This is a genomic window from Bradyrhizobium campsiandrae (genome assembly GCF_014529705.1).
Lineage (GTDB): Bacteria > Pseudomonadota > Alphaproteobacteria > Rhizobiales > Xanthobacteraceae > Bradyrhizobium > Bradyrhizobium campsiandrae.
This window is the reverse complement of sequence record NZ_JAANIH010000017.1, coordinates 123,149-144,657: the sequence shown is the minus strand read 5'-3', so window position 1 is coordinate 144,657 and position 21,509 is coordinate 123,149. Positions and strand designations below refer to the sequence as shown.

General features: G+C 64.5%; 18 protein-coding genes and 2 pseudogenes. 7 read left to right on the top strand and 13 right to left on the bottom strand.

The window, feature by feature from the left end; translation table 11 throughout:
* From G8O24_RS15390 to G8O24_RS15380, 3 genes and pseudogenes are all read right to left on the bottom strand, one after another.
* A pseudogene (locus G8O24_RS15390) lies at positions 1–358 on the bottom strand (cytochrome-c oxidase, cbb3-type subunit I); the annotation flags it as partial.
* A 212-nt stretch (positions 359–570) separates the two neighbouring features.
* Positions 571–996 (bottom strand): CBS domain-containing protein, encoded by a 426-nt coding sequence (locus G8O24_RS15385; protein ID WP_188100588.1) that lies wholly within the window; start codon positions 994–996, stop codon positions 571–573.
* 81 nt (positions 997–1,077) lie between these two features.
* On the bottom strand, positions 1,078–1,908 hold the full coding sequence (locus G8O24_RS15380; protein WP_188100586.1) for a universal stress protein: 831 nt from the start codon (positions 1,906–1,908) through the stop codon (positions 1,078–1,080).
* Between the two features lie 237 nt (positions 1,909–2,145).
* Between G8O24_RS15380 and fixL the strand changes: the two genes are divergently transcribed.
* From fixL to G8O24_RS15360, 4 genes are all read left to right on the top strand, one after another.
* The gene (fixL, locus tag G8O24_RS15375; RefSeq protein WP_188100584.1) at positions 2,146–3,663 is read left to right on the top strand and encodes a sensor protein FixL; all 1,518 of its coding nucleotides are present in this window, start codon (positions 2,146–2,148) and stop codon (positions 3,661–3,663) included.
* Positions 3,664–3,666: 3 nt separating this feature from the next.
* Complete coding sequence (gene fixJ, locus G8O24_RS15370; protein ID WP_188100582.1) at positions 3,667–4,284, top strand: response regulator FixJ; 618 nt, start codon at positions 3,667–3,669, stop codon at positions 4,282–4,284.
* 43 nt (positions 4,285–4,327) lie between these two features.
* Complete coding sequence (locus G8O24_RS15365) at positions 4,328–4,747, top strand: response regulator (RefSeq protein WP_188100581.1); 420 nt, start codon at positions 4,328–4,330, stop codon at positions 4,745–4,747.
* Between the two features lie 142 nt (positions 4,748–4,889).
* Positions 4,890–5,588, top strand: a complete 699-nt coding sequence (locus tag G8O24_RS15360; RefSeq protein ID WP_188100579.1) for a helix-turn-helix domain-containing protein — start codon at positions 4,890–4,892, stop codon at positions 5,586–5,588.
* 40 nt (positions 5,589–5,628) lie between these two features.
* Here G8O24_RS15360 and G8O24_RS15355 read toward each other — a convergent pair whose 3' ends face one another.
* From G8O24_RS15355 to G8O24_RS15340, 4 genes are read right to left on the bottom strand one after another with little or no spacing between them, the layout of a single operon-like run.
* A complete protein-coding gene (locus G8O24_RS15355; protein ID WP_188100577.1) occupies positions 5,629–6,942 on the bottom strand; it encodes an MFS transporter in 1,314 nt (437 codons plus the stop codon).
* 23 nt (positions 6,943–6,965) lie between these two features.
* Positions 6,966–7,487: a PRC-barrel domain-containing protein gene (locus G8O24_RS15350; protein ID WP_188100575.1), complete on the bottom strand. Its 522-nt coding sequence runs from the start codon at positions 7,485–7,487 to the stop codon at positions 6,966–6,968.
* Positions 7,488–7,508: 21 nt separating this feature from the next.
* Entirely contained in the window at positions 7,509–9,713 is a 2,205-nt protein-coding gene (locus tag G8O24_RS15345; RefSeq protein ID WP_188100573.1) for an amylo-alpha-1,6-glucosidase, read from the bottom strand.
* 59 nt (positions 9,714–9,772) lie between these two features.
* Positions 9,773–11,536: an ABC transporter ATP-binding protein gene (locus G8O24_RS15340; protein ID WP_188100571.1), complete on the bottom strand. Its 1,764-nt coding sequence runs from the start codon at positions 11,534–11,536 to the stop codon at positions 9,773–9,775.
* Here G8O24_RS15340 and G8O24_RS15335 point away from each other — a divergent pair.
* The gene (locus G8O24_RS15335; RefSeq protein ID WP_188100609.1) at positions 11,503–11,703 is read left to right on the top strand and encodes a hypothetical protein; all 201 of its coding nucleotides are present in this window, start codon (positions 11,503–11,505) and stop codon (positions 11,701–11,703) included. The two genes, G8O24_RS15340 and G8O24_RS15335, sit on opposite strands and share 34 nt — an antisense overlap.
* A 111-nt stretch (positions 11,704–11,814) precedes the next feature.
* Positions 11,815–12,885, top strand: a complete 1,071-nt coding sequence (locus tag G8O24_RS15330) for a glycosyltransferase family 4 protein (protein ID WP_188100569.1) — start codon at positions 11,815–11,817, stop codon at positions 12,883–12,885.
* Between the two features lie 161 nt (positions 12,886–13,046).
* Here G8O24_RS15330 and G8O24_RS15325 read toward each other — a convergent pair whose 3' ends face one another.
* The 6 genes and pseudogenes from G8O24_RS15325 to G8O24_RS15305 form a co-directional block, all read right to left on the bottom strand.
* Positions 13,047–14,975, bottom strand: a complete 1,929-nt coding sequence (locus G8O24_RS15325; protein ID WP_188100567.1) for an alkyl/aryl-sulfatase — start codon at positions 14,973–14,975, stop codon at positions 13,047–13,049.
* A 70-nt stretch (positions 14,976–15,045) separates the two neighbouring features.
* Positions 15,046–16,203, bottom strand: a complete 1,158-nt coding sequence (locus tag G8O24_RS15320; RefSeq protein WP_188100566.1) for a GGDEF domain-containing protein — start codon at positions 16,201–16,203, stop codon at positions 15,046–15,048.
* 216 nt (positions 16,204–16,419) lie between these two features.
* A complete protein-coding gene (locus tag G8O24_RS44310) occupies positions 16,420–17,703 on the bottom strand; it encodes a TRAP transporter large permease (RefSeq protein WP_244645866.1) in 1,284 nt (427 codons plus the stop codon).
* Between the two features lie 243 nt (positions 17,704–17,946).
* Positions 17,947–18,288 (bottom strand): annotated as a pseudogene (locus G8O24_RS45160) (TRAP transporter small permease); the annotation flags it as partial.
* A gap of 260 nt (positions 18,289–18,548) precedes the next feature.
* The gene (locus tag G8O24_RS15310) at positions 18,549–19,550 is read right to left on the bottom strand and encodes a DctP family TRAP transporter solute-binding subunit (RefSeq protein WP_188100562.1); all 1,002 of its coding nucleotides are present in this window, start codon (positions 19,548–19,550) and stop codon (positions 18,549–18,551) included.
* A 223-nt stretch (positions 19,551–19,773) separates the two neighbouring features.
* Positions 19,774–20,544, bottom strand: coding sequence for a methyltransferase domain-containing protein (locus G8O24_RS15305; protein ID WP_188100560.1), 771 nt, complete (start codon positions 20,542–20,544; stop codon positions 19,774–19,776).
* Positions 20,545–20,688: 144 nt separating this feature from the next.
* Between G8O24_RS15305 and G8O24_RS15300 the strand changes: the two genes are divergently transcribed.
* On the top strand, positions 20,689–21,432 hold the full coding sequence (locus tag G8O24_RS15300; protein ID WP_188100607.1) for an SDR family NAD(P)-dependent oxidoreductase: 744 nt from the start codon (positions 20,689–20,691) through the stop codon (positions 21,430–21,432).
* Positions 21,433–21,509: the final 77 nt, after the last annotated feature.

Below are 21,509 nucleotides of genomic sequence, written 5' to 3'. Positions count from 1 at the left end.
GCAGATCAAAGTTCAGCGCCGGCCAGGCAAGCTGCGAAGCAATGATCAGGCCCACCAGGAAGCCCGCGATGCCCCAAAACATTGCCATGAAGGAAGAGAACTTGATCGGGCCCATATTGTAGTTCGGGCGGCCGTTGATCTCCTCGGCGGGCAATACCGCGGGGCGGTCGTAGTAATTGTTGATGATGAAGAACACCGCGGCCAAGCTTGCCGCCGCGCCGAGCGCGGCATGGAAAGCAAAGGGCGCGTCGAGCGCCTTGGCGGCGGCGATCACGCAGAGGAAGGCTGTGACCGCGAATACGAGCGCCAGGCCGCTTTCGCCGACGGTCATTGATTTGGAAGTGGAGGGCTGAGGCATCGCGGATTCTCTCTGAAAGAACACGCCGCCAGAAACCACATTCACCCTCGCGGGGAATTGATTGAAATCAAGATAGATGGATTTCTGTTAATGTCCGGCCTTCGCCGATCCTCATGCGATCTCAACCGCTTGGGGACTCCCTCGACCACAAGGCGCGCCGCGACCCCCGTGACATCACGGAGGTCGGACGCGCAGAGTTCAAGGAGGGGTCGTCAATCGTTCGCGGTCGCCTTCAACGCCGCGATGACATCCTCGCGCGCGACGATTCCGACCAGCTTCTGAGTGCTGTCGAGCACGATGATGCTGCGGATACGGTGCTCGACCATGATCTGGAGCACGCGCGTCAGCCGCGTGTCGGGACTGACATAGATGAATTCCGGCGTCATGACGTCGCCGATCTTGCGGCTCATCAGGTCGTGATAGCGCGGCAGCATCTGGCTCGGCGTGAACGCGAAGCACTTCAGGATGTCGAATTTGGTGACGATGCCGACGACCTGCCCGTCGTCCTCGACCGGATAGGAGTTGAAATCGTCCTGCTCGAACATCTCACTGAGCGCGAGGAGATTTTGGTCACGCTGCACCGTCCTGACGTTGCGCGTCATGTAACCTTCGACGGTCTGCTCAAGAAATTTGTACACGGCGCGTCCTCATCGATCATTCTCTGCCGGCCAGGCCTTCGACGACTTGCGTTCAAGAGCCCTGCCTTCAGGGGCTTGCTATCAGTGCGACAACAGCACGCAGCGTTCGGTCTGCGTGACGAGATATTCAGTGACGCCACCGAGAATCAGCTCGCGGAAGCGGGAATGTCCGTAGGCACCAGCGACGATCAAGCCAGCTCCGACCTCACCGGCGACGCTCTCCAATTGCGCGGCCGCGCTTTCGTTCCTCGCCTCCGGAACGTTAGCCGTCGCGGTGATGCCGTGACGGGCGAGCCAGGCCGCGACGTCGCTGACGTGAGTCATCACCGCCGAGTGGTTATCGCCGGCTTCCGGAATCTCGACGACGACGACGTCCTTGGCCTTGCGCAACATCGGCAGCGCGCCGGCCACCGCCCGCCGCGCCTCGGGCGTGTCCTTCCACGCCACCAGCACGCTGCGCAGGTTGAGCCAGTTGGTTCGATCGGGCACGACCAGCAACGGTCGGCCGATCTGCATCACCAGATCCCGCGGGCTCACCAGCGAAAAAGCATCGGAGAAGGTCGGGCTCTGGCCGCCGCTGACGACGATGTCGGCACAGCGCGCCTGCGCCACGACGAAGCGTTCGGGAAAATCCATGGCGCTGCGCCATTCCGCCTGCCCGCCGCGCGTCCTGGTCGCGGCGCGGAATTGCGCCTCCAGATCGGCAAGCTGCCGCTTGATGGAATTCTCCTCCTGGTCGATCAGTCGCTGGGCTTCGGCGCCATCCGTGAAATAAAGTGGCGGGGCGAAGCGCGCTGCCGCGATTCCAACGATCGCCGCCTCGAATCGCTCGGCAAGCTCGCCCGCGACCTCAAGACGCGCATGATTGGGCTGATCCAGCGCCAGGCTGACCATCACGGTCGCGTATGTCATGTGGTTTTCTCCAGTGCCCTCGCTTCCGAACAACTGTACCCCTGCCCGCATGACGAGAGATGAGATAGATCAATGGCAGGGCTGCGGGCGCGACCTCGCCCAGGGCAGGCGACGGATTAGGGTGGGCGCCATTACGGCCTGCACGAGCGACGGACTATGCCTTTAGCCGGGGTTGGCGACATTGCGGCAAAATGGTATCCGCATCCGGAGCCACCGCATCAGGACCAGGAGCATCGCTTGTCGCCGACCCGCGTAACGCACCCGTCCGACGATCATCGCGGCGAGCATTTCCGGGTCCGAATCGAAGGATTCGGCGTCGGCACGTGGGATCTCGACCTCGCGACACGCGAGCTGGAATGGTCGGAAACCGCGCGGATGCTGCTCGGAATCGAGCAGGGCCAGCCGGCCAGCTACGCCCTGTTTCTGTCGCGTCTTGCGTCCGAGGACCGCGAACACGTCGAAGCTGCGATCAGGCAGGTCACCGAGCACAGCGGCGGCTTCGACGTCACCTTCAGGACTGCCGGGACGTCCGACCGCGGCAAATGGATCAGGGCTCGCGCCGGTCTGATCAAGGATGAGGCCGGCCTCGCCCGGCATCTCAGCGGCATCTTCCTCGACATCGACGAGGAGAAGCAGGTCGAGGACGCGCTGCGGACGCGCGAGACCCACCTTCGCTCCATCCTTCACACCATTCCCGATGCCATGATCGTCATCGACGGTCGCGGCATCATCCAGCTGTTCAGCACGGCGGCCGAACGACTGTTCGGCTGGTCCGAACACGAGGCGATCGGCCAGAACGTCAGCATCCTGATGCCGGAGCCGGACCGCGCCCGCCACGACAGCTACATCGCGCGCTATCGCAGCACGAATGATCCGCACATCATCGGCATCGGCCGCATCGTGACCGGCAGGCGCCGCGACGGGACCACCTTCCCGATGCATCTGTCGATCGGCGAGATGCAGTCGGGTGGCGAGCCCCACTTCACCGGCTTCGTCCGCGACCTTACCGAGCACCAGCAGACCCAGGCGCGGCTCCAGGAACTGCAATCCGAGCTCCTGCACGTCTCGCGGCTGACCGCGATGGGCGAGATGGCCTCCGCGCTTGCCCACGAGATCAACCAGCCGCTGGCAGCGATCAGCAACTACATGAAGGGATCGCGGCGATTGCTCGCCGGCATCGAGAACCCGAACACGCAGAAGATCGAAAGCGCGCTGGATCGCGCCTCGGAGCAGGCGCTGCGTGCCGGTCAGATCATCCGGCGGCTGCGCGATTTCGTCGCCCGCGGCGAATCCGAGAAGCGGATCGAAAGCCTGTCGAAACTGATCGAGGAAGCCGGTGCGCTCGGGCTCGCCGGTGCACGCGAGCAGAACGTGCAGCTCCGCTTCAATCTCGATTCCGACGCCGATCTTGTGCTCGCCGACCGGGTGCAGATCCAGCAGGTGCTGGTCAACCTGTTCCGCAACGCGCTGGAAGCGATGGCGCAGTCGCCGCAGCGCGAGCTCGTCGTCGCCAACAAGCGCATCGGCGATGACATGATCGAGGTGGAGGTGTCGGACACCGGCTCCGGCTTCCGGGACGATGTGCTTCCGAACTTGTTCCAGACCTTCTTCACCACCAAAGAGACCGGCATGGGCGTGGGATTGTCGATCAGCCGCTCGATCATCGAGGCTCACAGCGGCCGCATGGTGGCCGAGAACAACGCCTCGGGCGGTGCGACATTCCGTTTCACCCTGCCAGCAGCCGACGAGAGCTGATCAATGACGACCAAGGGACATGTTTACGTCATCGACGACGACGAGGCGATGCGGGACTCGCTCAGCTTCCTGCTGGATTCCGCGGGCTACGGCGTCGCGTTGTTCGACAACGCGCAATCCTTCCTCGACGCCCTGCCCGGCCTTGCCTTCGGCTGCATCGTCTCCGACATCAGGATGCCGGGCCTCGACGGAATCGAGCTCTTGAAGCTGTTGAAGGACCAGAACTCGCCATTTCCCATCCTGATGATGACCGGCCACGGTGACGTGCCGCTCGCAGTCGAGGCGATGAAGCTCGGCGCCGTCGACTTCCTGGAAAAGCCGTTCGAGGACGACCGCCTGACCGCCATGATCGAGACCGCCATCCGCCAGGCAGAGCCCGCGGCCAAGAGCGAGGCCGTCGCCCAGGATATCGCCGCCCGCGTCGCCTCCTTGAGCCCGAGGGAGCGCCAGGTCATGGAGGGGTTGGTGGCGGGGCTCTCCAACAAGCTGATCGCCCGCGAGTACGACATCAGCCCGCGCACCATCGAGGTGTACCGCGCCAATGTCATGACCAAGATGCAGGCCAACAGCCTCTCGGAATTGGTGCGGATGGCCATGCGCGCCGGCATGCTGAAGGATTGAGACAAGTCAAGGCCGGACTTTCCGTCTGTGGTAGTCGATCAGAATGATCGAGATCGGCTCGCACCCTCGGCAGCTGCCAATGGCTTTGCCCGCACAGCCCGTCGTCTACGTGGTGGACGACGATGACGCCGTGCTGGGATCGCTGCGCTTCCTGCTGGAAACCGACGGCTTTGCCGTGCGGACCTTCCGGAACGCCACGGCACTGCTCAACGCGACGAGCCCATCGGGCGCGGACTGCTACGTGATCGACTACAAGATGCCCGATATCAACGGCATCGAGCTCGCCGGCCGGCTGCGTCAGTCCAGCGGCGATACCCCGGTGATCCTGATCACGGGCTATCCGGACGGCAATATCTCGGCCCGGGCGGCGGCGGCTGGCGTCAAAGAGGTGGTTTTGAAGCCTCTTCTCGACGACAACCTGGTCAAACGCATCCGCCGCGCCATCCAGGACCGACCGCGCTAACCGGCGCACGACCCTGACTGACCTGGATCGGCCCCCTGACCTACGGAATTCTACGTAAGGCACCCCCCTTAAGATATCTCGCGAAATTTTCGAAGCACCCGATACCGCGTAGGAAAGCGCCATCACAACGGAGATGGCGCAGATGCTGACCCAGACGATCAACACCCAGGCGATCAACACCCAAATCGGTGGCAAGATTGCCCCCGCCCATCCCGTTACCGACCAGTTCGGCGCGATCACCGGCCATGTCGGTCTGGTTGCCACCGAGTTCTCCTATCGCAAGGACGAAGAGATCTACGGTGAGGACGAGCCGGCGGAATATGTCTACCAGGTCGTCTCCGGCGCGGTCCGCAGCTACAAGCTGCTCTCCGACGGCCGCCGCCAGATCGGCGCTTTCCACCTTCCAGGCGACGTGTTCGGCCTCGAATCCGGCGCGACCCATCGCCTCGCCGCCGAAGCCATCATCGACACCAGCGTGCGTCTGGTGAAGCGGACCAGCCTCGAGAAGGCTGCCGGCACCGACGTTGTCGTCGCCCGCAAGCTCTGGGCCATGACGGCCGGCGAGCTGCGTCACGCCGAAGACCACATGCTGCTGCTCGGCCGCAAGACCGCGATGGAGCGGGTTGCGACCTTCCTGCTCGAAATGGACCGCCGCCTCGCCGTTGCCGGCATGATGGCGCTGCCGATGTGCCGCCGCGACATTGGCGACTATCTCGGCCTCACCCTTGAAACCGTCTCCCGCGCGCTGTCGCAGCTTCATGCCCAGGGCATTCTCGGCTTCTCCGGCGCCCGCCAGATCGTGCTGCGCAACCGCCAGCGCCTGCACAATCTCGACGCCTGAGCTTTTCGTCCTCCCTACCAACTTGGCCGGCCGACTTCGTTCAGCCGGCCATTTCTTTTGCCGCGGCCATGCCCGCGCGCCGGGTTTCCGGCATCACGAAGAGAATCAGGAGCAGCCCGGTCGCAGCGACGCTTGCCAGGCCGAAGAAAGCCGTGGCATTGCCGAACTTGTCGCTGACATAGCCGCCGAGCGCCGTGCTCAAGGAAGCACCGATGCCGGTCGCGGTGCCGACGATGCCCTGGGCCAGATTGAAGTGCCCGCTGCCGAACGCGACGTCCGCGACGATCAGCGGAATCATCACCGCGAAGACCGCCGCGGTGATGCCGTCGAACACCTGCACCGCGACCAGCAGATAGGGATCACGCACGGTCGCAAACAGCACCCCGCGAATCGCCAGCGCGCCGAACCCGATCAGCAGCAGCGGACGCCGCCCCCACGCCTGGGCCTTGCGTCCGACGCTCGGCGACAGCAGCGCCACGATCGCCTGCGGCACGACAATGCAGAAAGCCACCAGCACCGTCGCCCACTGGCTCGAGCGCGCCGTCACCGCGCTTGCCATCAGCGGCATCATCGAGGCATTGGCCAGCTGCAGCAGCAACACGCTGAGGGCAAAGACGATGAGCGGCCGCTGCCGGATCAGATGCCAGATATTGGTGTCGCCGGGCTCGGGTGCCTCGCGCGGCATCTCGCCGTGGCAGCGCGCGATGTCGACCTCCTCCTCCCGGATGCGCGACAGCGCGATCAGGGTCGGGATCGCGAGCAGGAAGGTCACCAGGAACACCGAACGGCTCGACAGCAGATATCCGGCCGTGCCCATCACCGCGGCGGCAACGCCGTTGCCGAGCGAGGCAAAGCGGGCGTTGCGGCCCAGCCGCTCGCCGATCGCGAGCGGGCCGACAAGGCCGAGGCTGATCGCGGCGATCGCCGGACCCAGCACGCAGCTCGCCGCCGCATGCAGCGTGGCGGCCGTCACCACGACGGCGAAGATCGGCATCGCCGCATAGGCGAGCGCACAGCAGCCGATGGTCGCGATCGCGAGCGCTGCGACCAGCCGTTCCGATTTGGCGGCGTCGATGATGGCGCCGCCCGGCATCTGGCCGATCAGCGCGACGATGCCGCCGATCGACAGCACGAAGCCGATCTCGACCTGCGTCCATTTCTGCGTCGTCAGATAAACGGCGATGAAAGGACCGAAGCCGGTCTGCACGTCGGCGAGAAAGAAGATGAACCAGTCGAGACCGCGCAGGCTGCGGCGCGACGGCGCGGGTATGCCCGCAAGGACGGGCGCGGCGACGTTGTCCTGTTCAACGCGTCCCTCGCCCTTCTCATGATCAGGCTTCCTCGACAAGAGCACAGGCGGTCAGCCCTCCCCCCTCCTCACTGGATGGCTTGCAGCGGCTGGAGACTGCCGGACGCACCCAGCACGACCATCGGCGTGTCTTCCTTGTATTCCGGCGCGGCCGCGACCTGCGCCTTGGTCAATTCCAGCGTGATACTGTCCTTCTTGTTGGTGATCTTGCCGAACCGAAGCGCGTTCCAGTCCACCACGATCTTGCGGCTGCCGACGCCGAGGAAACCGCCGAAGTCGATCACCGCGGCCCGGACATGACCTGTCAGGTCGACGATGACATCGACGATGTGACCCATGTCCTCGTCCGCCGCGCTGCGCACGTCGCGGCCGAGCACGCCGTGGGCGTCGCTGGCGCCGATGATGGTCACCGACGGCGGCGGTGCGGCGTCCTTCGGCGTCACCGGCACGACCGAGGCCGGCGGCGGAATCGTCGGCGGCGCGTTCGCCTCGTTCGTCGCCGCGGGCAGCTCCTCGGCAGCACGCGATACGGCAACCGTCAGTCCCGCGACGATCGCCGTGCTCAGGACCAGCCATCGGACGGTACGCATGAACCCTCCTCGCAATGCGCGCTAATGCGCCAGCACGATCGACACCTGGATCCGGCCGCGCGTGCGCAGCACCTCCAGCGCCACGTCCTGGCCGTGGCGGCTGACGCGCAAATCGACGCTGGATTCGCCGAGGCGCAGGTCGCGCAGGATGACCTCGTTCAGGAACGCCGGCAGATGCGGATTGCGCAGACGAATTTCGCAGCGCGCGACGTCGAACTCGATGCCGAGCGCCGCCTCCAGCAGCGTGAATGGCGTCGCACTGGCCCAGGCCTGCGGCGCACAGGCGACCGGATAGAGCGTCGGACCGCGCCGCTTCTCGCGGCGAAAGCCGCAGAACAATTCCGGCAGCCGGCGCAGATCCATATAGGTCGCGGCATCGAACAGACCCTTGAACACGTGCGCGACCGCGTGCTTCAGGCCGTAATGCGCGAGGCCCAGCGCGATCAGCGCATTGTCGTGCGGCCAGATCGACCCGTCGTGATACGACATCGGATTGTAGCGGACCTCGCCGCGCGCGACCGTGCGAATGCCCCAGCCCGAGAAGAAATGCGGCTGCATCAGATCCGCCGCAACGAGACGGGCGCGGTCCTCGCGGATCATGCCGCTGAACAGCACCTGCCCGGCATTCGAGGTGCGGACCTCGCATCGCCGCTTCTGACCGTCGAGCGCGAGTGCATAGGTGCCAAGCTCCTCGCACCAGAACGCGTTCTCGAAGCGTTCGGCCAGCGCCCTGGCCTCCGCCTCGAGCTTGCTGGCGAGATCGGCCTTGCCGAGCTTCACCGCGCATCGTGCGGCAAGCTGCTTGGCCATGTAGACATAGCCCTGCACCTCGGCGAGCGCGATATTGCCTTCCGCGAGCTTGCCGTCGGCGTGGAAGATGGCGTCGTAGGAGTCTTTCCAGCCCTGGTTGGCGAGTCCCTTCTCGGTCGCGCGCTGGTATTCGACGAAGCCGTCCTGATCGGGATCGCCCGGGCCGTCGATCCAGGCGAGCCCCGCCTCGATTGCAGGCCACAGCTCGGCCAATGTCTGCTCGTCGCCGGTGCGCTCGAAATAGCGCCCCGCAAGCAGGACGAACAGGGCGGTCGAATCCACGCTGCCGTAATATTGCGAGAACGGCACTTCGCGCAGCGCCGCCATCTCGCCGCCGCGCATCTCGTGCAGGATCTTGCCGGGCGCGGCGTCGGCGAGCGGATCGACGGATTTGGCCTGGAAATGCGCGAGCCGCCGCAGCACGCCCTTCGCCACCCGCGGATCGACCCACAGCATTTGCAGCGCGGTGATCAGGCCGTCGCGACCGAACGTCGTCGAATACCAGGGAATGCCGGCATAGGGATAACGCCCCTGCGGCGTTTCCGTCATCAGCATGTTGAGGTCGGCCATGGCCTGGCACAGCACCTCGTTGAAGATGTTGTTGGAGGTCTCGATGCTGGCCGCGCCGATGGTCGACTGCCGCATCTCGCGGCGATGCGCCAGCAGTCCTCTGAAGAAGCGCGCCGGCTTTTCCCCGACCGGCCGGTTGCAGGAGACGGCAACGAACAGCGACTTCGCCTCGTGCGGATCCAGCTCGAGCTGCCAGGTCGCGGCATTGACCGAGAGCCGTGTCGGACGCGGATCGAAGTGCAGGCCGGTGGTGCGCTCGGCATCGTCGAGGCCACGATATTCGAACAGCACGTCGGTCGGCCCGATCAGCCTGCTGGTGCCGGTGCCGCGACGCGGCCGCCGTTCGCCGCGCACCTCGAACAGATCGGCGAAATCATTGTCGAACAGCAGCGTCAGCTCGAAGGAGGCCGGCTGCTCGCCGTGGTTCTGCAGCCCGATGCGCTGATACGCCGTGCCGCGCCACAGGAAGATCGTGCGCACGATGTGCAGCAGGTCCTTCTGCAGGACGAGCCGGCCCTGGCGGTAGATATCGGGGTTGGTGAGATCGACCGTCAGGCCCGAATTGTCGTCGCGCAGGTTCGAGCCGAGCAATAGCGGCTGGAGATCGTCGAGCACCAGCTCCAGCCGCGCCAGATAGCGCGTGTCATGGTTGAACAGGCCATCCGGCCCGCCGGCCGACGCACCGATGTCGCCATGGCTGTCCAGAACGATGAACGTGTCGTCGTGCTTGAGCGACCGCCGAGGCCGCGCGGCGGGCCCCGTCATCGGAATGTAGAACGCCTGCTCCGCGACGGTCTCGACCGTCTGCGATACCGAAATGATCTTGGTGACGGCTTCGGCTGCCATGAGTTGCTCCCCTGCGTCTTGTCTGTCGAACGCGATCAACGCAAACGCAACGATCGGGTCTACGCGGCGACCTTCGCGAGCCGGCTCATTTCCTGCGTCACCAGCTCACGATACGGACCGTGGCCCTGCATCAGCCGATCAGGCGCGCCATCCTCGATGATCTTGCCGTTCTTGAGCACGATCACACGGTCGAAATTGCGCAGCGTCGCCAGGCGATGCGCGATCGCGATCACGGTACGGCCGCGCATCAGCCGGCTCAAGGCCTCGCGGATCGCCTCCTCGGATTCGCTGTCGAGCGCCGCGGTCGCCTCATCGAGCAGCAGGATCGGCGCGTCCTTCACGAAGGCACGCGCGATCGCGATGCGCTGGCGCTGGCCGCCGGACATCTTCACCCCGCGATCGCCGACCATGGTGTCGAGACCTTCAGGCAGGCTGTCGATGAAATCGCAGCGCGCCGCGATCGCCGCGCGCAGCACCTCGTCGTCGGTCGCGTTCGGCCGGCCATATCGGATGTTCTCTCTGATCGAGCGATGGAACAGCGATATGTCCTGCGGAACGACGGAGATCGCCTCGCGCAGGCTGAGCTGCGTCACCTTGGAGATGTCCTGACCGTCGATGGTGATGCTGCCTTCGTCCACGTCGTAGAAGCGCTGCATCAGCGTGAACAGAGTCGACTTGCCGCCGCCGGACTGGCCCACCAGACCAACCCGCTGGCCCGGCTGCAAGCGCAGGCTGAAACGCTCGAAGATCTTCTCGGCGCCGGGATAACCGAAGGTGACATTGTTGAACGCGATCGCGGCGCCGCTCTTGATCAGCGGCTCGGCCTCGGGGTGATCGCGCAATTCATGCGGCACCAGGAGCGTAGCGATCGCCTCGGTCAGGCGCGCGACGTGCTGGGTGACGTCGACCAGCGCGACCGCAAGGTCGCGCGTCGCATTGAGAATCGAGAGGCCGAGCGTGCAGACCAGCACGACGTCGCCGGTGGTCGCCTCGCCCTGCTGCCAGAGCGTGATCGCCCAGGCCATTAACGTCACTGTCAGGATCACGGTCACGCCTGCATGAGTGAGCCGCAGCTTCTCGAGATAACGCAGGCTGCGCCCGCGCGCGGTGAGTTCCCGGTTCACCGTGGCGTCGAACCGTTCGTGCTCGTGACTGATCCCGCAGAAGGCACGAACCAGCGGCATGTTGCTGATGACGTCGATCATCTCGCCGTCGACGACGGCCGCCTTGTCGGCGAAATCATCATGCAACGGCTTGCCGGCGGCAGCCAGGCGGAACATGGCAATGACCATCCCGCCGGCGATCACGATCAGGCCCGCGGCCATATAGGGGCTCACGGTTCCGATCAGCATGATGGCCGCAACCGTGGCGATGCACGGCGGCAGCACGTTCCAGACGAACATGTTTTCGACGGTGAACACCGCGTTCGAAGTCGCCGTGATGCGACTCGTCAGCATGCCCGGCATGCGATCGGAGAAATAACTCGGTGCGTGTCCCGTCAGGTGACGGAAGATGTCGCGACGCAGGTCACCAGTGACGCGAACGAAGGTGAAGCTCGCTGTCCAGCTCGCGATCCGCCAGAGAAAGTTGTCGGCCGCAATGAGCGACATGAGAAAAATGAATGCCAGCCATACACTGCCGCCGTGAGCGGTTCCCGCCGAGAGGCTGTCGACGAGCGACTTAACCCCGTACTGCGTGCCTACCGAGCAGGCAACCGCAGCCACCACAGCGCCCAGAATCACCAGATGCGACGCCAGTCGTCGTCGAAGATAGCGCAAGACAAAGGCAAATGGCCTGCGCGCATATCCAGAAAGATGATCCATGTGACATCGACCCCGTCGTGATGATTTCAATTGTTCTTACTGGTCGATTGAACATCGACCGCTTCGCCTCGGTTCCCGGGCAACGTCATCACGACATGCAGATGCGGACGATCTGCGAAGAGGAGATGGCAGCATCGAGACATGCGCGCGATGTGTCGAATAAGTAACGTTTGGTGAGAGGAACTTCGCAACTGCGGGAACGTTCCCTTGTTGGCATGCCGGTGCCCCAGACACGGCGGGGGTTTCAACGTTCATATGATCGCAAAGGAGATGGTGAGATGCGCATCGCGCAGGTAGCTCCGTTGACGGAGGCTGTTCCACCCAAGCTGTACGGCGGCACCGAGCGGGTGGTGCATTGGCTGACGGAGGAGTTGGTTGCCCTTGGCCACGACGTGACCCTATTCGCCAGCGGCGACTCGCAGACGTCGGCGAAGCTGGATGCACTATGGCCCCGGGCGCTTCGTCTCGACGGTTCGGTGCGCGATCCCAATGCGCTGCATATGGTGCTGCTGGAGCGGGTGCGGCAGAAATGTGACGACGAGGAATTCGACTTCCTCCACTTCCATCTCGATTACTATCCATGGTCGCTGTTCTACCGTCAGCCGACGCCGTTCCTGACCACGCTGCATGGCCGGCTCGATCTGCCGGAGCATCAGCCGGTCTTCAACACCTTCTCCAAGATGCCTGTCATCTCGATCTCGAACGCGCAGCGGCGTCCGGTGCCGCAGGCGAATTGGGTGACGACGATCCATCACGGCCTGCCGGAAAATCTGCTGACCCCGAAGCCGGCTCGCCAGGAATATCTCGCCGTGCTCGGCCGCATCGCGCCGGAGAAGGGCGTCGACCGTGCCATCAAGATCGCGACCCATTGCGGCATTCCGCTGAAGATCGCGGCCAAGGTCGATCGCGCCGACCAGGATTACTATGACGAGTTGATCAGGCCGATGATCGAGAACAATCCGCTGGTGGATTTCATCGGCGAGATCGGCGACCATGAGAAGTCCGACTTCCTGAGCAGTGCGCTCGGCCTCTTGCTGCCGATCGACTGGCCGGAGCCGTTTGGCCTCGTGATGATCGAGGCCATGGCCTGCGGCACGCCGGTCGTCGCCTTCAACCGCGGCTCGGTGCCTGAAATCATCGACGACGGGCTCACCGGCTTCGTCGTCGAGGACGTGCTCAGCGCCGCCGGCGTTGTGAACCGCCTCGCCCAGCTCGATCGAACCGCGATCCGCAAGCAGTTCGAGAAGCGCTTCACCGCGCGACGGATGGCACTCGACTATCTCGCCGCCTACCGCAGCCTGACCGAAGCCACCGCGCCGCGGATCAAGCTGGTGAGCAGCGCGGAGTAAGGGGGGCGCCCACTCTCTCGTGTCCCGGACGCGCTGCAACGCTCTTCGCGTTGCTGCGCAGAGCCGGGACCCATGCGGCGGGGACACCTCGGAAACATGGGCCCCGGCTCTGCAGCGCACCGCTGAAGAAGCGCTGCGCTGCGTCCGGGGCACGAGCGCCCCTACACCACCACCATCCGCTTCGGCTCCACGATCTCGAACATTCGCGGAAACTCGTCCATCAGGCCCATCAACTCGGCGAGCTTCATGGGGTTGCCTGACAGCTTGACCTTGCCGGCGGCGACGGCCTCCGGAAAGCTCGTCAGTTTCGCGATCACCTCGTCGAGCGTCGCGCGCGCCAGCGTGAAGCTGGCGTCGGCATGTCCGGCCTGAACACCCTCGGTATAGGTCAGCGCGCAGTTCTCCAGGTTGAGCACGAACGTCTCGCCGGTGTCCGAGAAGCTCCAGTTGAGCACGATGTGCTTGCCCTCTGCCTTCGGCCCGTTGAGGCGGATGCCGAGCACGTCCCAGAGCTGCGAGGTGCGCAGCGCGGCCAGCGTCTCGCGCGGCATCGGCGGGCGCGGCGGTGTCTTCGGCATGCCCTGGCGCAGCTCCTGTGCGCCGAACAGATAGGCGTTGCGCCAGGTCGAGCTCTCGGCGGCGTAACCAAGCTGCTCCAACGCATCGGCCAGCAGCGCGCGCGCCGCCGCATTGTCCGGCTCGGCGAAGACGAGATGGCCGAGCGCCTGCGCCACGAAGCGGAATTCGCCCTTGTCAAAATCCGCTCGCGCGCGTGCCAGGATCGCGTCGGCCCCGCCCATGTACTCGACATATTTCTTGCCCGACGCGACGGGGGGCAGCGGATCGAGATTGACCGGATTGGCATCGTACCAGCCGAGATATTTCTGATAGATCGCCTTCACGTTATGGCGGATATGGCCGTAATAGCCGCGGCCGTGCCAGGCGCCTTCGAGACTCCTCGGCAGCTGGATCGTCTCGGCGATCTCCGCCGCAGTGAGGCCGTGATTCATCAGGCGGATGGTCTGGTCATGGGCGAATTTGTAGAGGTCGCGCTGCTCGCGGATCATGGTGTCGATCCGCTCGCGCCCCCACACCGGCCAGTGATGCTGACCGCACATCGCCTCCGCCTTGCCGCCCCACAGCTGCAAGGCCTCTCCCAGATATTTCGACCAGGCCAGCGCATCGCGCACGTCGGCGCCGCGGAACGGCAGCAGATTGTGGAAATTATGCGTGCAGTTCTCGGCGAGGTTCAACAGCTTGTAGCGCGGCAGGAAGAAGTGCATCTCCGCCGGCGCTTCGCTGTTCGGCGCCATCTGAAATTCGAATTCGACGCCGTCGATCACGCGCTTGTCGCCGGTCGCCATGATCAGATCGGTCGGGCGCAGCAGCGCGACGCTGCCTGCCGCCATGGTCTTGCCGAGGCCGCAATCGACCTGCCCTCGCGTCCCCTTGGTGAGGAAGGGTCCGAACTGATACTGTGCCCGGCGCAGCATCGCCGGTCCTGCAATGATGTTCTCGGAGACGGCGTGCTCCATGAACAGGTGGGGTGCGATGATCGGCACGGTCGCCAGCGCATCCTCCTCCAGCACGCCGCGCGCGCCGCCCCAGTGATCGGTGTGGGTGTGGGTGAAGATCACGGCCGCGACCGGCTTCAACCCGCGGTGCTTGAAGTAGAGATCGAGCGCGGTGCGCGCGCCTTCGATCGAGGTCAGGGTGTCGACCACGATGACACCACTGTCGCCCTCGATCAGCGTCATGTTGGCAATGTCGAGCCCGCGCACCTGGTAGACACCAGGCACCACCTCGAACAGGCCGTGCTGCATGTTGAGCCGCGACTGCCGCCACAGGCTGGGATTGACCGTCGGCGGCGCCTCCTCCGCGGACAGGAAGCCGTAAGGCTTCAGGCTCCAGACCGTTCGCCCTTGCGGGCTCGCGATCTCGGCGTGCTCGATCGTGCCGAGGAAGCCGCGCGCGGCGTCATCGAAATCCCGTCTGTCGGAAAACGGCAGCGCATTCAGCATCGCCCGATGCCGGGCAATCACGGACGGCGTTGCATCCTTCGGCGTCAATGCAGCTTCGGTGCTGGTCATCAGGCTCCTCCCCGGCTCGTCTGTCTGGGGAGGCATCTAACCGCATCTCGATTGCGGTTCCAACCTCTGCTTACGCGGCCAGTTCTTCGGCGGCAGGCGAGCCGGCTGCAGACGTCTCGACCATCCGCAGATTCCGCGCCATCACATAGCCGCCGCGGCTTTCCTTGGCACGATAGAGCGCCTTGTCGGAGCGCGACAGCAACGCCTCCGCGGTGCGGCCGTCGTCAGGCGCGACGGCCACGCCGATGCTCACGCCGAGCTCGATGATCTCGCCATCGACATCGTAGGGCGCACTGATCGACTGCACGATGCGCCGTGCCATTGCTTCCGCCTCAAGCCCTGCGCGCTGGACCAGGACGAATTCGTCTCCGCCCATCCGCACCAGGAGGTCGTCGGTCGCGGCGATCGCCCTGAGGCGCCCGGCGACCTGCTTCAGCAGAGCGTCACCGACCGGATGACCGAAGCGATCATTCGCCTCCTTGAAGCGATCGAGATCGAGCGTATGGACCGCAATCGTCCCGGCCTGGAGCATGGCCGGCAGGTCCGTCGCCAGCACCGCGCGATTGGCAACGCCCGTCATCGGATCGATGCGCGCGAGCTGCTCGAATTGCCGCTTCAGCGTGATCTGGTTGATCGAGGCGTTGAAGCTCAGCCGCACCATCTCGAAGCTCGCGACCACATACATCAGGATGAGCAGACCAAGTCCGACATGGCGCAGATCGGGCTGCAGCAAGGTGACGATCGCGGCGGGCGCGGCGATGGCGATCAGATCGAGTAGCGCCGCGACCGGGCGCAGCGCGAGGCGCGCCACCACGCCTGCGCCGAAGCCAAAGCCGATGCCGACGGCCATCACGCAGCAGAGCGCGTCACCCAGCACGATGCTGCGCGCGGCGAACAGGCCGAGAATGAGGGCCGTCGCGACGGTCCCGGCCACGTAGCGCCGCTCCCAGCGTGCGGCCTCGGCCCGGCCGAGTCGAGGCGTGCGCGGAAGACGGCGGCGGAATGCAAAAACCTCGAACAAGCGGACAATGGCCACCACAAGCCCGGCGACCGTCAGGGCCGCTGTCACCCTATCGCCCGTCTCGTAGGTCGTGATGGCGCCAACCATCGCAAGGCAAGCGGCCGCAAGGATGTTGGGCATCGTCGTGCCATGAAGGCCGGTGATGACTTCCAGATAGACGGCATCGGAGATCGACGCCCGTCCGGTTTCCATTCTGTTGAACAACATGCCAGCCCCTATCCGCTGGCATGGTCGTACCGCACATGCGTAAAATGCCTGCGCTGCACGGCGACGGCATTTGAACGCGCGGGTTTACCGCGCGTTAGCCATGTACTCTGACCTGTAGCCCGGATGGAGCGAAGCGCAATCCGGGGAGGTCCATCCGTGTGGAAGACCCGGATTACGCTTGCGCTCCATCCGGGCTACGCACCGTCTGCGCTGCACTCAATGCATCCCCAGCACGCGCGGCAGCCACAGCGTGAGATCGGGCCAATAGGTCACGATGACGAGGAATCCGAGCATGGTGAGCAGCCATGGCATCACCGCCACGGCGAGGTCGGTGATGCGCATGCGCGCGATCATCGAGGCGACGTAGAGGTTCAATCCGACGGGCGGATGGCAGAGGCCGACCTCCATGTTGACGTCCATGACGATGCCGAAATGGACGAGGTCGATGCCGAGCTTCTTGGCTGCGGGTGCCAGGATCGGCGCCATGATCAGGATGATCGAGTTCGGCTCCATGAAATTGCCGGCGAGCAGCAGCAGCACGTTGACGACGAGCAGGAAGCCGACCCAGCCGAGATTCTGCGCCGCAATCCAGTCGGCCAGCGTCGCCGGCAGGTTCTCGTTGGAGAGCACGAAGGAGAACAGCACCGCGTTGGTGACGATGTAGAGCAGCATCGCGCTGGTGTTGGCGGCGCGCAGCAGCACGCGGGGCACGTCGACGATTCTGATGGCCTTGTAGACGAACACCGCGATGATGAAGGAATAGACCGCAGCCATCGCCGCGGCTTCGGTCGCCGTGAACAGGCCGCTATAGATGCCGCCGATGATGATGACGACCAGCATCAGGCCCCAGATGCTTTCGCGGAAGGTGCGGACGGTCTCTGCCCAGGTCGCCTTCTTCAGCCGCGGATAATCGCGATTGCGCGCGAGCCACCAGGTGACGATGCAGAGCATCGTCGTCAGGAGGATGCCGGGCAGCAGGCCGGCGACGAACAGGGCACCGATCGAGGTGTTGGTCGACACCGCGTAGACGATCTTCGGGATCGACGGCAGCATCAGGATGCCGAGCGAGCCGGCAACGGTGATGATGCCGGCGCCGAAGCGCATCGGATAGCCGTGGCGGACCATCTCCGGCAGCACGATGGCGCCGATCGCGGCCACGGTCGCGACGCTCGAGCCGCAGACCAGTGCGAACATCGCGCAGGCGACGATGCCGGCAAGGCCGAGGCCGCCGTGCCAATGACCGATCAGCGAGGTCGCGAAGTTGATCATGCGCCGGGCGACGCCGCCATGGGTGAGGAAATTGCCGGCGAGGATGAAGAACGGGATCGCCATGATCTCGAAGCCCTCGATGCCGGTGAAGAGCTTCATCGAGACGGCTTCGATCGGCACGGCCGTGAGCGTGAACAGGAACGTCATCACGGTGAGGCCGAGCGCGATCGAAACCGGAATGCCGGTCAGCATCAGCGCGATCAGAAGCGCGAACACGGTGAAGGCGCGCATCCAGTGCGGCAGCACGATGAAGCCGGTTTTTTCGCCGAGGCACAGCGCGAAGATCAGGATCGGCGCCAGGATCAGGATCACGCCGAGCGGTGAGACTTTTCGCGTGGCGGCCTTGGTGGCGGCGCCGGCCGGCTGCGGGTGCAGCGCCGGCGACACGTCCGCCTCGACGCCCTCGACATGGGTCTCGTCATGGTGCGGCAGCTCGCCGGTCCAGTAGTAAAACCAGGAGACCTGCAGGAAGCGGAAGCACATCAGGCCCGAGCCGAGCGGGATCGCGAGATAAACGAACCACATCGGCGCTTCCAGATCGTTGGACTGCTGGCCGGTGTGGAACATCTCGCGCACGAAGGAGGCGCCGAAGGCGGCGATCATGCCGGTGAACAGCGCGCCGCACAGCAGCGAGAACAGGATGACGTGCTTGCGCGAATGCTCGGGCAGGCGGTTGACGAGCAGGTCGACGCCGACATGGATGCCGGTGCGCACGCCATAAGCCGCGCCGAACTTCGCCATCCATATGAACATGTAGATGCAGAGTTCCTGCGCCCAGGACAGATCGAGCTCGGACAGGAAGGTGAACACCGCCATCGACGCCGATGCGAGCCAATTCATCCCGTGCGCGGTGGCCCATCGCGACAGGTTGATCGATTCGCCCGCACCGTAACGGTGCACGACGGCAATGAAGATCAGTCCGGTTGCAGCCGCAATGAGCGTCGCGATCAACCATTCTTCGAGATGATTGAGCAGCTGGTTGAGCACGCGAAGCAAATCGAAGTCCCCCTATCGATGCGAAACGGTCGGGAGTGCCTGCACTCCCGACCGTTGGTCTTGTTCTGCCGGACAATACGTCAGTTCATCTTGACGTCGAGTTCCCTGGCGACGAGATCGAGCACCTCCTGCCCGACCCGGCCCTTGGCCCAGGTATAAGTCGGCCGCATCGCCTCCTGCCACGCCTTGCGGTCGTCGTCGCTCAGATAATGCAGCGTGGTCTTGCCCGCCTTCTTGATCTCGGCCAGCGCGTCCTCGTTCTCCTGATGCGCGATCTGGTTGGTGTAATCGGTCGCCTCCGCCATCGCCTTCTCGAGCTGGGCGCGGATCTCGGGCGGCAGGCCTGACCAGAATTTCGAATTGACGATGACGGCGTATTGCAGATGCGCGTGATAGGACACGGTGATGTCCTTCTGCACCTCGTAGAACTTCTGCGTCAGGTAATTCGACGCCGTGTTTTCGCAGCCGTCGACCACGCCGGTCTGCAGCGCCTGGTAGACTTCCGAGAAGGCCATGATCTGCGGGATCGAACCGAGCAGGCGGAAATACTGGTCGGCGACCTTCGATCCGGAGATGCGGAATTTCAGGCCCTTGAAATCCTCCGGCTTCATCAGCGGGCGATTCGAGGACACCATGTGGAAGCCGTTGTCCCAATAAGCGAGCCCGGTGATGCCCTTGGCCTCGAGCTTCTGGAACAGCCATTTGCCGACCGTGCCCTTCATCGCAGCGGAATAGGTCGCGTCGTCCTTGAACAGCCAGGGCAGGTCGAGCGCTTCGAATTCCTTGATGCCGAGCGGGGCGAACTTCGCGGTCGAGGGCGCGAGCATCTGCACCGAGCCGAGCTGCAGCGCCTCGATCTCCTCCTTGTCCTTGTAGAGCGAGGAGTTCGGATAGACCTCGATCTTGACCTTGCCGTCGGTGTACTTCTCGGCGAGTTCCTTGAACTTGAGCGCGCCCTTGCCCTTCGGGGTATCGTTGGCGACGACGTGGCTGAACTTGACGACGATAGGGCTTTGGGCCTCCGCGACCACAGGAGCCAAAGCGAGCGCGGCCGCTGCGACCGCGAAGAGCAGTTTGCCCATGAAGGACCTCCCCAACACCCCCGAAAACCGGGTTCTTTTTTGTTTTGCCGGTCAGTAGTGGCAGCAAACCGAACCCCGAACAACTAGACCTAAGCCCAATTTGCCGCAGCGAAACGATGCCGCAGCGAAGCTATCTTGGCAGCGGTCGCATGCGCAACCCGGCGCCGGCTCCGGCCTAAGGAAGCGAGCGCTTATGTCGCATCGCCGCGGGCGTTAACCCTTGTCAGCCCTTGCGCTGGGCAACGATGAACAACCGCCGGAACGGGAACAGCGTCTGGCCCGCCGCGTTCTTCGGATAGGCCTTGGCGACGCGCTCCCCATAGGCCGCTTCGAAGGCAGCCTTTTCGTTGCCCTCGAGCACGTCGAGATACCGTGTCAGCCAGGTCCCCTTGGTCCATTCCTTCACGGGATTTTCGCCCTCGAGCACCTGAAGGTATTCGGTCTCCCAGATATCGATGTTTTGCGATAGCGGCGCGAGCACATCGTGGTAGAAGGCCGGCCCCTCGACCGGCGGCGGCGTGACGAGGTGCTCGACCTTGGATCGCCACGGTCCGTTCAGCGCGGTCTCGCCGATCAGGACATGCGAGGGCGCCAGGAAGTTGCGCGGCATCTGCACCGCGAGCATGCCGCCGGGCGCGACTTTCTCCATCACCGTCGGAAAGAGTGCCGCATGATTGGGCAGCCAGTGCAGTGCGGCATTGGAATAGATGACATCGAATTGCTTGGCGGGATGCCAATGGCCGAGGTCTTCATGCGACCATTCCACGTCAGGCGCGGCCTTGCGCCCCGCAGCAACCATCTCCGCCGAGCCCTCGATGCCCGTGACCGCAGCGGACGGCCAGCGCTCCTTGATCAGTTTTGTCACGTTGCCCGCGCCGGCGCCGAGGTCAGCGACCGTGCGCGGGCCGATATCGGGAATGCGCATCAAAAGGTCGACGGCGGGCCGGAGCCGATGGCCGGAGAATTTCAGATATTGCTGCGGATCCCAGACCATGGCCTTGCGCCTTTTCTTTTTGCTGTTTCCTTCGCGAGGTCTCTTGGTTACCACTGCTCGTCCCGCTCAGGCAATTCAGTAAGGCCGCGGGGCGGGCAGGAAACGACAGCAAAAAGCAAGAACCAACCAAGAGAGCACGTGACCATGGACCTCGGGCTGAAATCGAAAACCGCCGTCGTCACCGGAGCGAGCATCGGCATTGGCCGCGCCATTGCCAAGGGCCTCGCGGCCGAAGGCGTGCGCGTGGTCGGCGTGGCGCGCCGCACCGACCTGCTCGCCGAACTGGTGAAGGAGGTCGGCTCCGGGCTGATCACCCCGTTCGAGCAGGACGTGATGGCCAAGGACGCGGCGGAGAGGATCGCAGCTTTCGCCGTGAGCGAGCTCGGCCATGTCGACATCCTCGTCAACAATGCCGGCGGCAGCCGCCCCCTGCCCGTCGATGCGCCCGACAGCAAATGGGACGAGGCGATCGCGCTCAACTTCACCAGCTACCGCCGCATTGCGCACGCGCTGCTGCCGCAGATGATCGAACGCAAATGGGGCCGCATCGTCAACATCACCGGCAAGTCCGAGCCGGAAGGCCTCAACGCCGCGTTCGCCGCCAAGGCCGCGGTGCACGCATGGGCCAAGGGCCTGTCGCGCGAGATCGGCGAGCACGGCATCACCGTCAACTGTATCCCGCCGGGCCGCATCATGAGCGAGCAGATCCGCCGCAACTATCCGCCCGACTATCGCGAGCGCTTCGCCGAGGAAGAAATTCCGGTCGGCTATTGGGGCGAGCCGGAAGATCTCGCCGCACTCGCGGTGTTCCTGGCCTCGCCGGTAGCGCGCTACATCACCGGCACGGTCATCCCGGTGGATGGAGGCTTGCGGCGGTATCAGTTCTGACAGCTCGGTACGTAGGGCGGGCAAAGGCGCGCTTTTGCGCGCCGTGCCCACCACCATTATCCTCACTACGAATGGTG

Coding starts and splice junctions, on each gene's coding strand:
- G8O24_RS15380 (WP_188100586.1), bottom strand. CDS start 1,908: ATGACATACGCGACCGTGATGGTCAGCCTGGCGCTGGATCAGCCCAAT.
- fixJ (WP_188100582.1), top strand. CDS start 3,667: ATGACGACCAAGGGACATGTTTACGTCATCGACGACGACGAGGCGATG.
- G8O24_RS15365 (WP_188100581.1), top strand. CDS start 4,328: ATGATCGAGATCGGCTCGCACCCTCGGCAGCTGCCAATGGCTTTGCCC.
- G8O24_RS15360 (WP_188100579.1), top strand. CDS start 4,890: ATGCTGACCCAGACGATCAACACCCAGGCGATCAACACCCAAATCGGT.
- G8O24_RS15350 (WP_188100575.1), bottom strand. CDS start 7,487: ATGCGTACCGTCCGATGGCTGGTCCTGAGCACGGCGATCGTCGCGGGA.
- G8O24_RS15345 (WP_188100573.1), bottom strand. CDS start 9,713: ATGGCAGCCGAAGCCGTCACCAAGATCATTTCGGTATCGCAGACGGTC.
- G8O24_RS15335 (WP_188100609.1), top strand. CDS start 11,503: ATGGCCTGCGCGCATATCCAGAAAGATGATCCATGTGACATCGACCCC.
- G8O24_RS15340 (WP_188100571.1), bottom strand. CDS start 11,536: ATGGATCATCTTTCTGGATATGCGCGCAGGCCATTTGCCTTTGTCTTG.
- G8O24_RS15330 (WP_188100569.1), top strand. CDS start 11,815: ATGCGCATCGCGCAGGTAGCTCCGTTGACGGAGGCTGTTCCACCCAAG.
- G8O24_RS15325 (WP_188100567.1), bottom strand. CDS start 14,975: ATGACCAGCACCGAAGCTGCATTGACGCCGAAGGATGCAACGCCGTCC.
- G8O24_RS15320 (WP_188100566.1), bottom strand. CDS start 16,203: ATGTTGTTCAACAGAATGGAAACCGGACGGGCGTCGATCTCCGATGCC.
- G8O24_RS44310 (WP_244645866.1), bottom strand. CDS start 17,703: ATGCGCGCCTTCACCGTGTTCGCGCTTCTGATCGCGCTGATGCTGACC.
- G8O24_RS15310 (WP_188100562.1), bottom strand. CDS start 19,550: ATGGGCAAACTGCTCTTCGCGGTCGCAGCGGCCGCGCTCGCTTTGGCT.
- G8O24_RS15305 (WP_188100560.1), bottom strand. CDS start 20,544: ATGGTCTGGGATCCGCAGCAATATCTGAAATTCTCCGGCCATCGGCTC.
- G8O24_RS15300 (WP_188100607.1), top strand. CDS start 20,689: ATGGACCTCGGGCTGAAATCGAAAACCGCCGTCGTCACCGGAGCGAGC.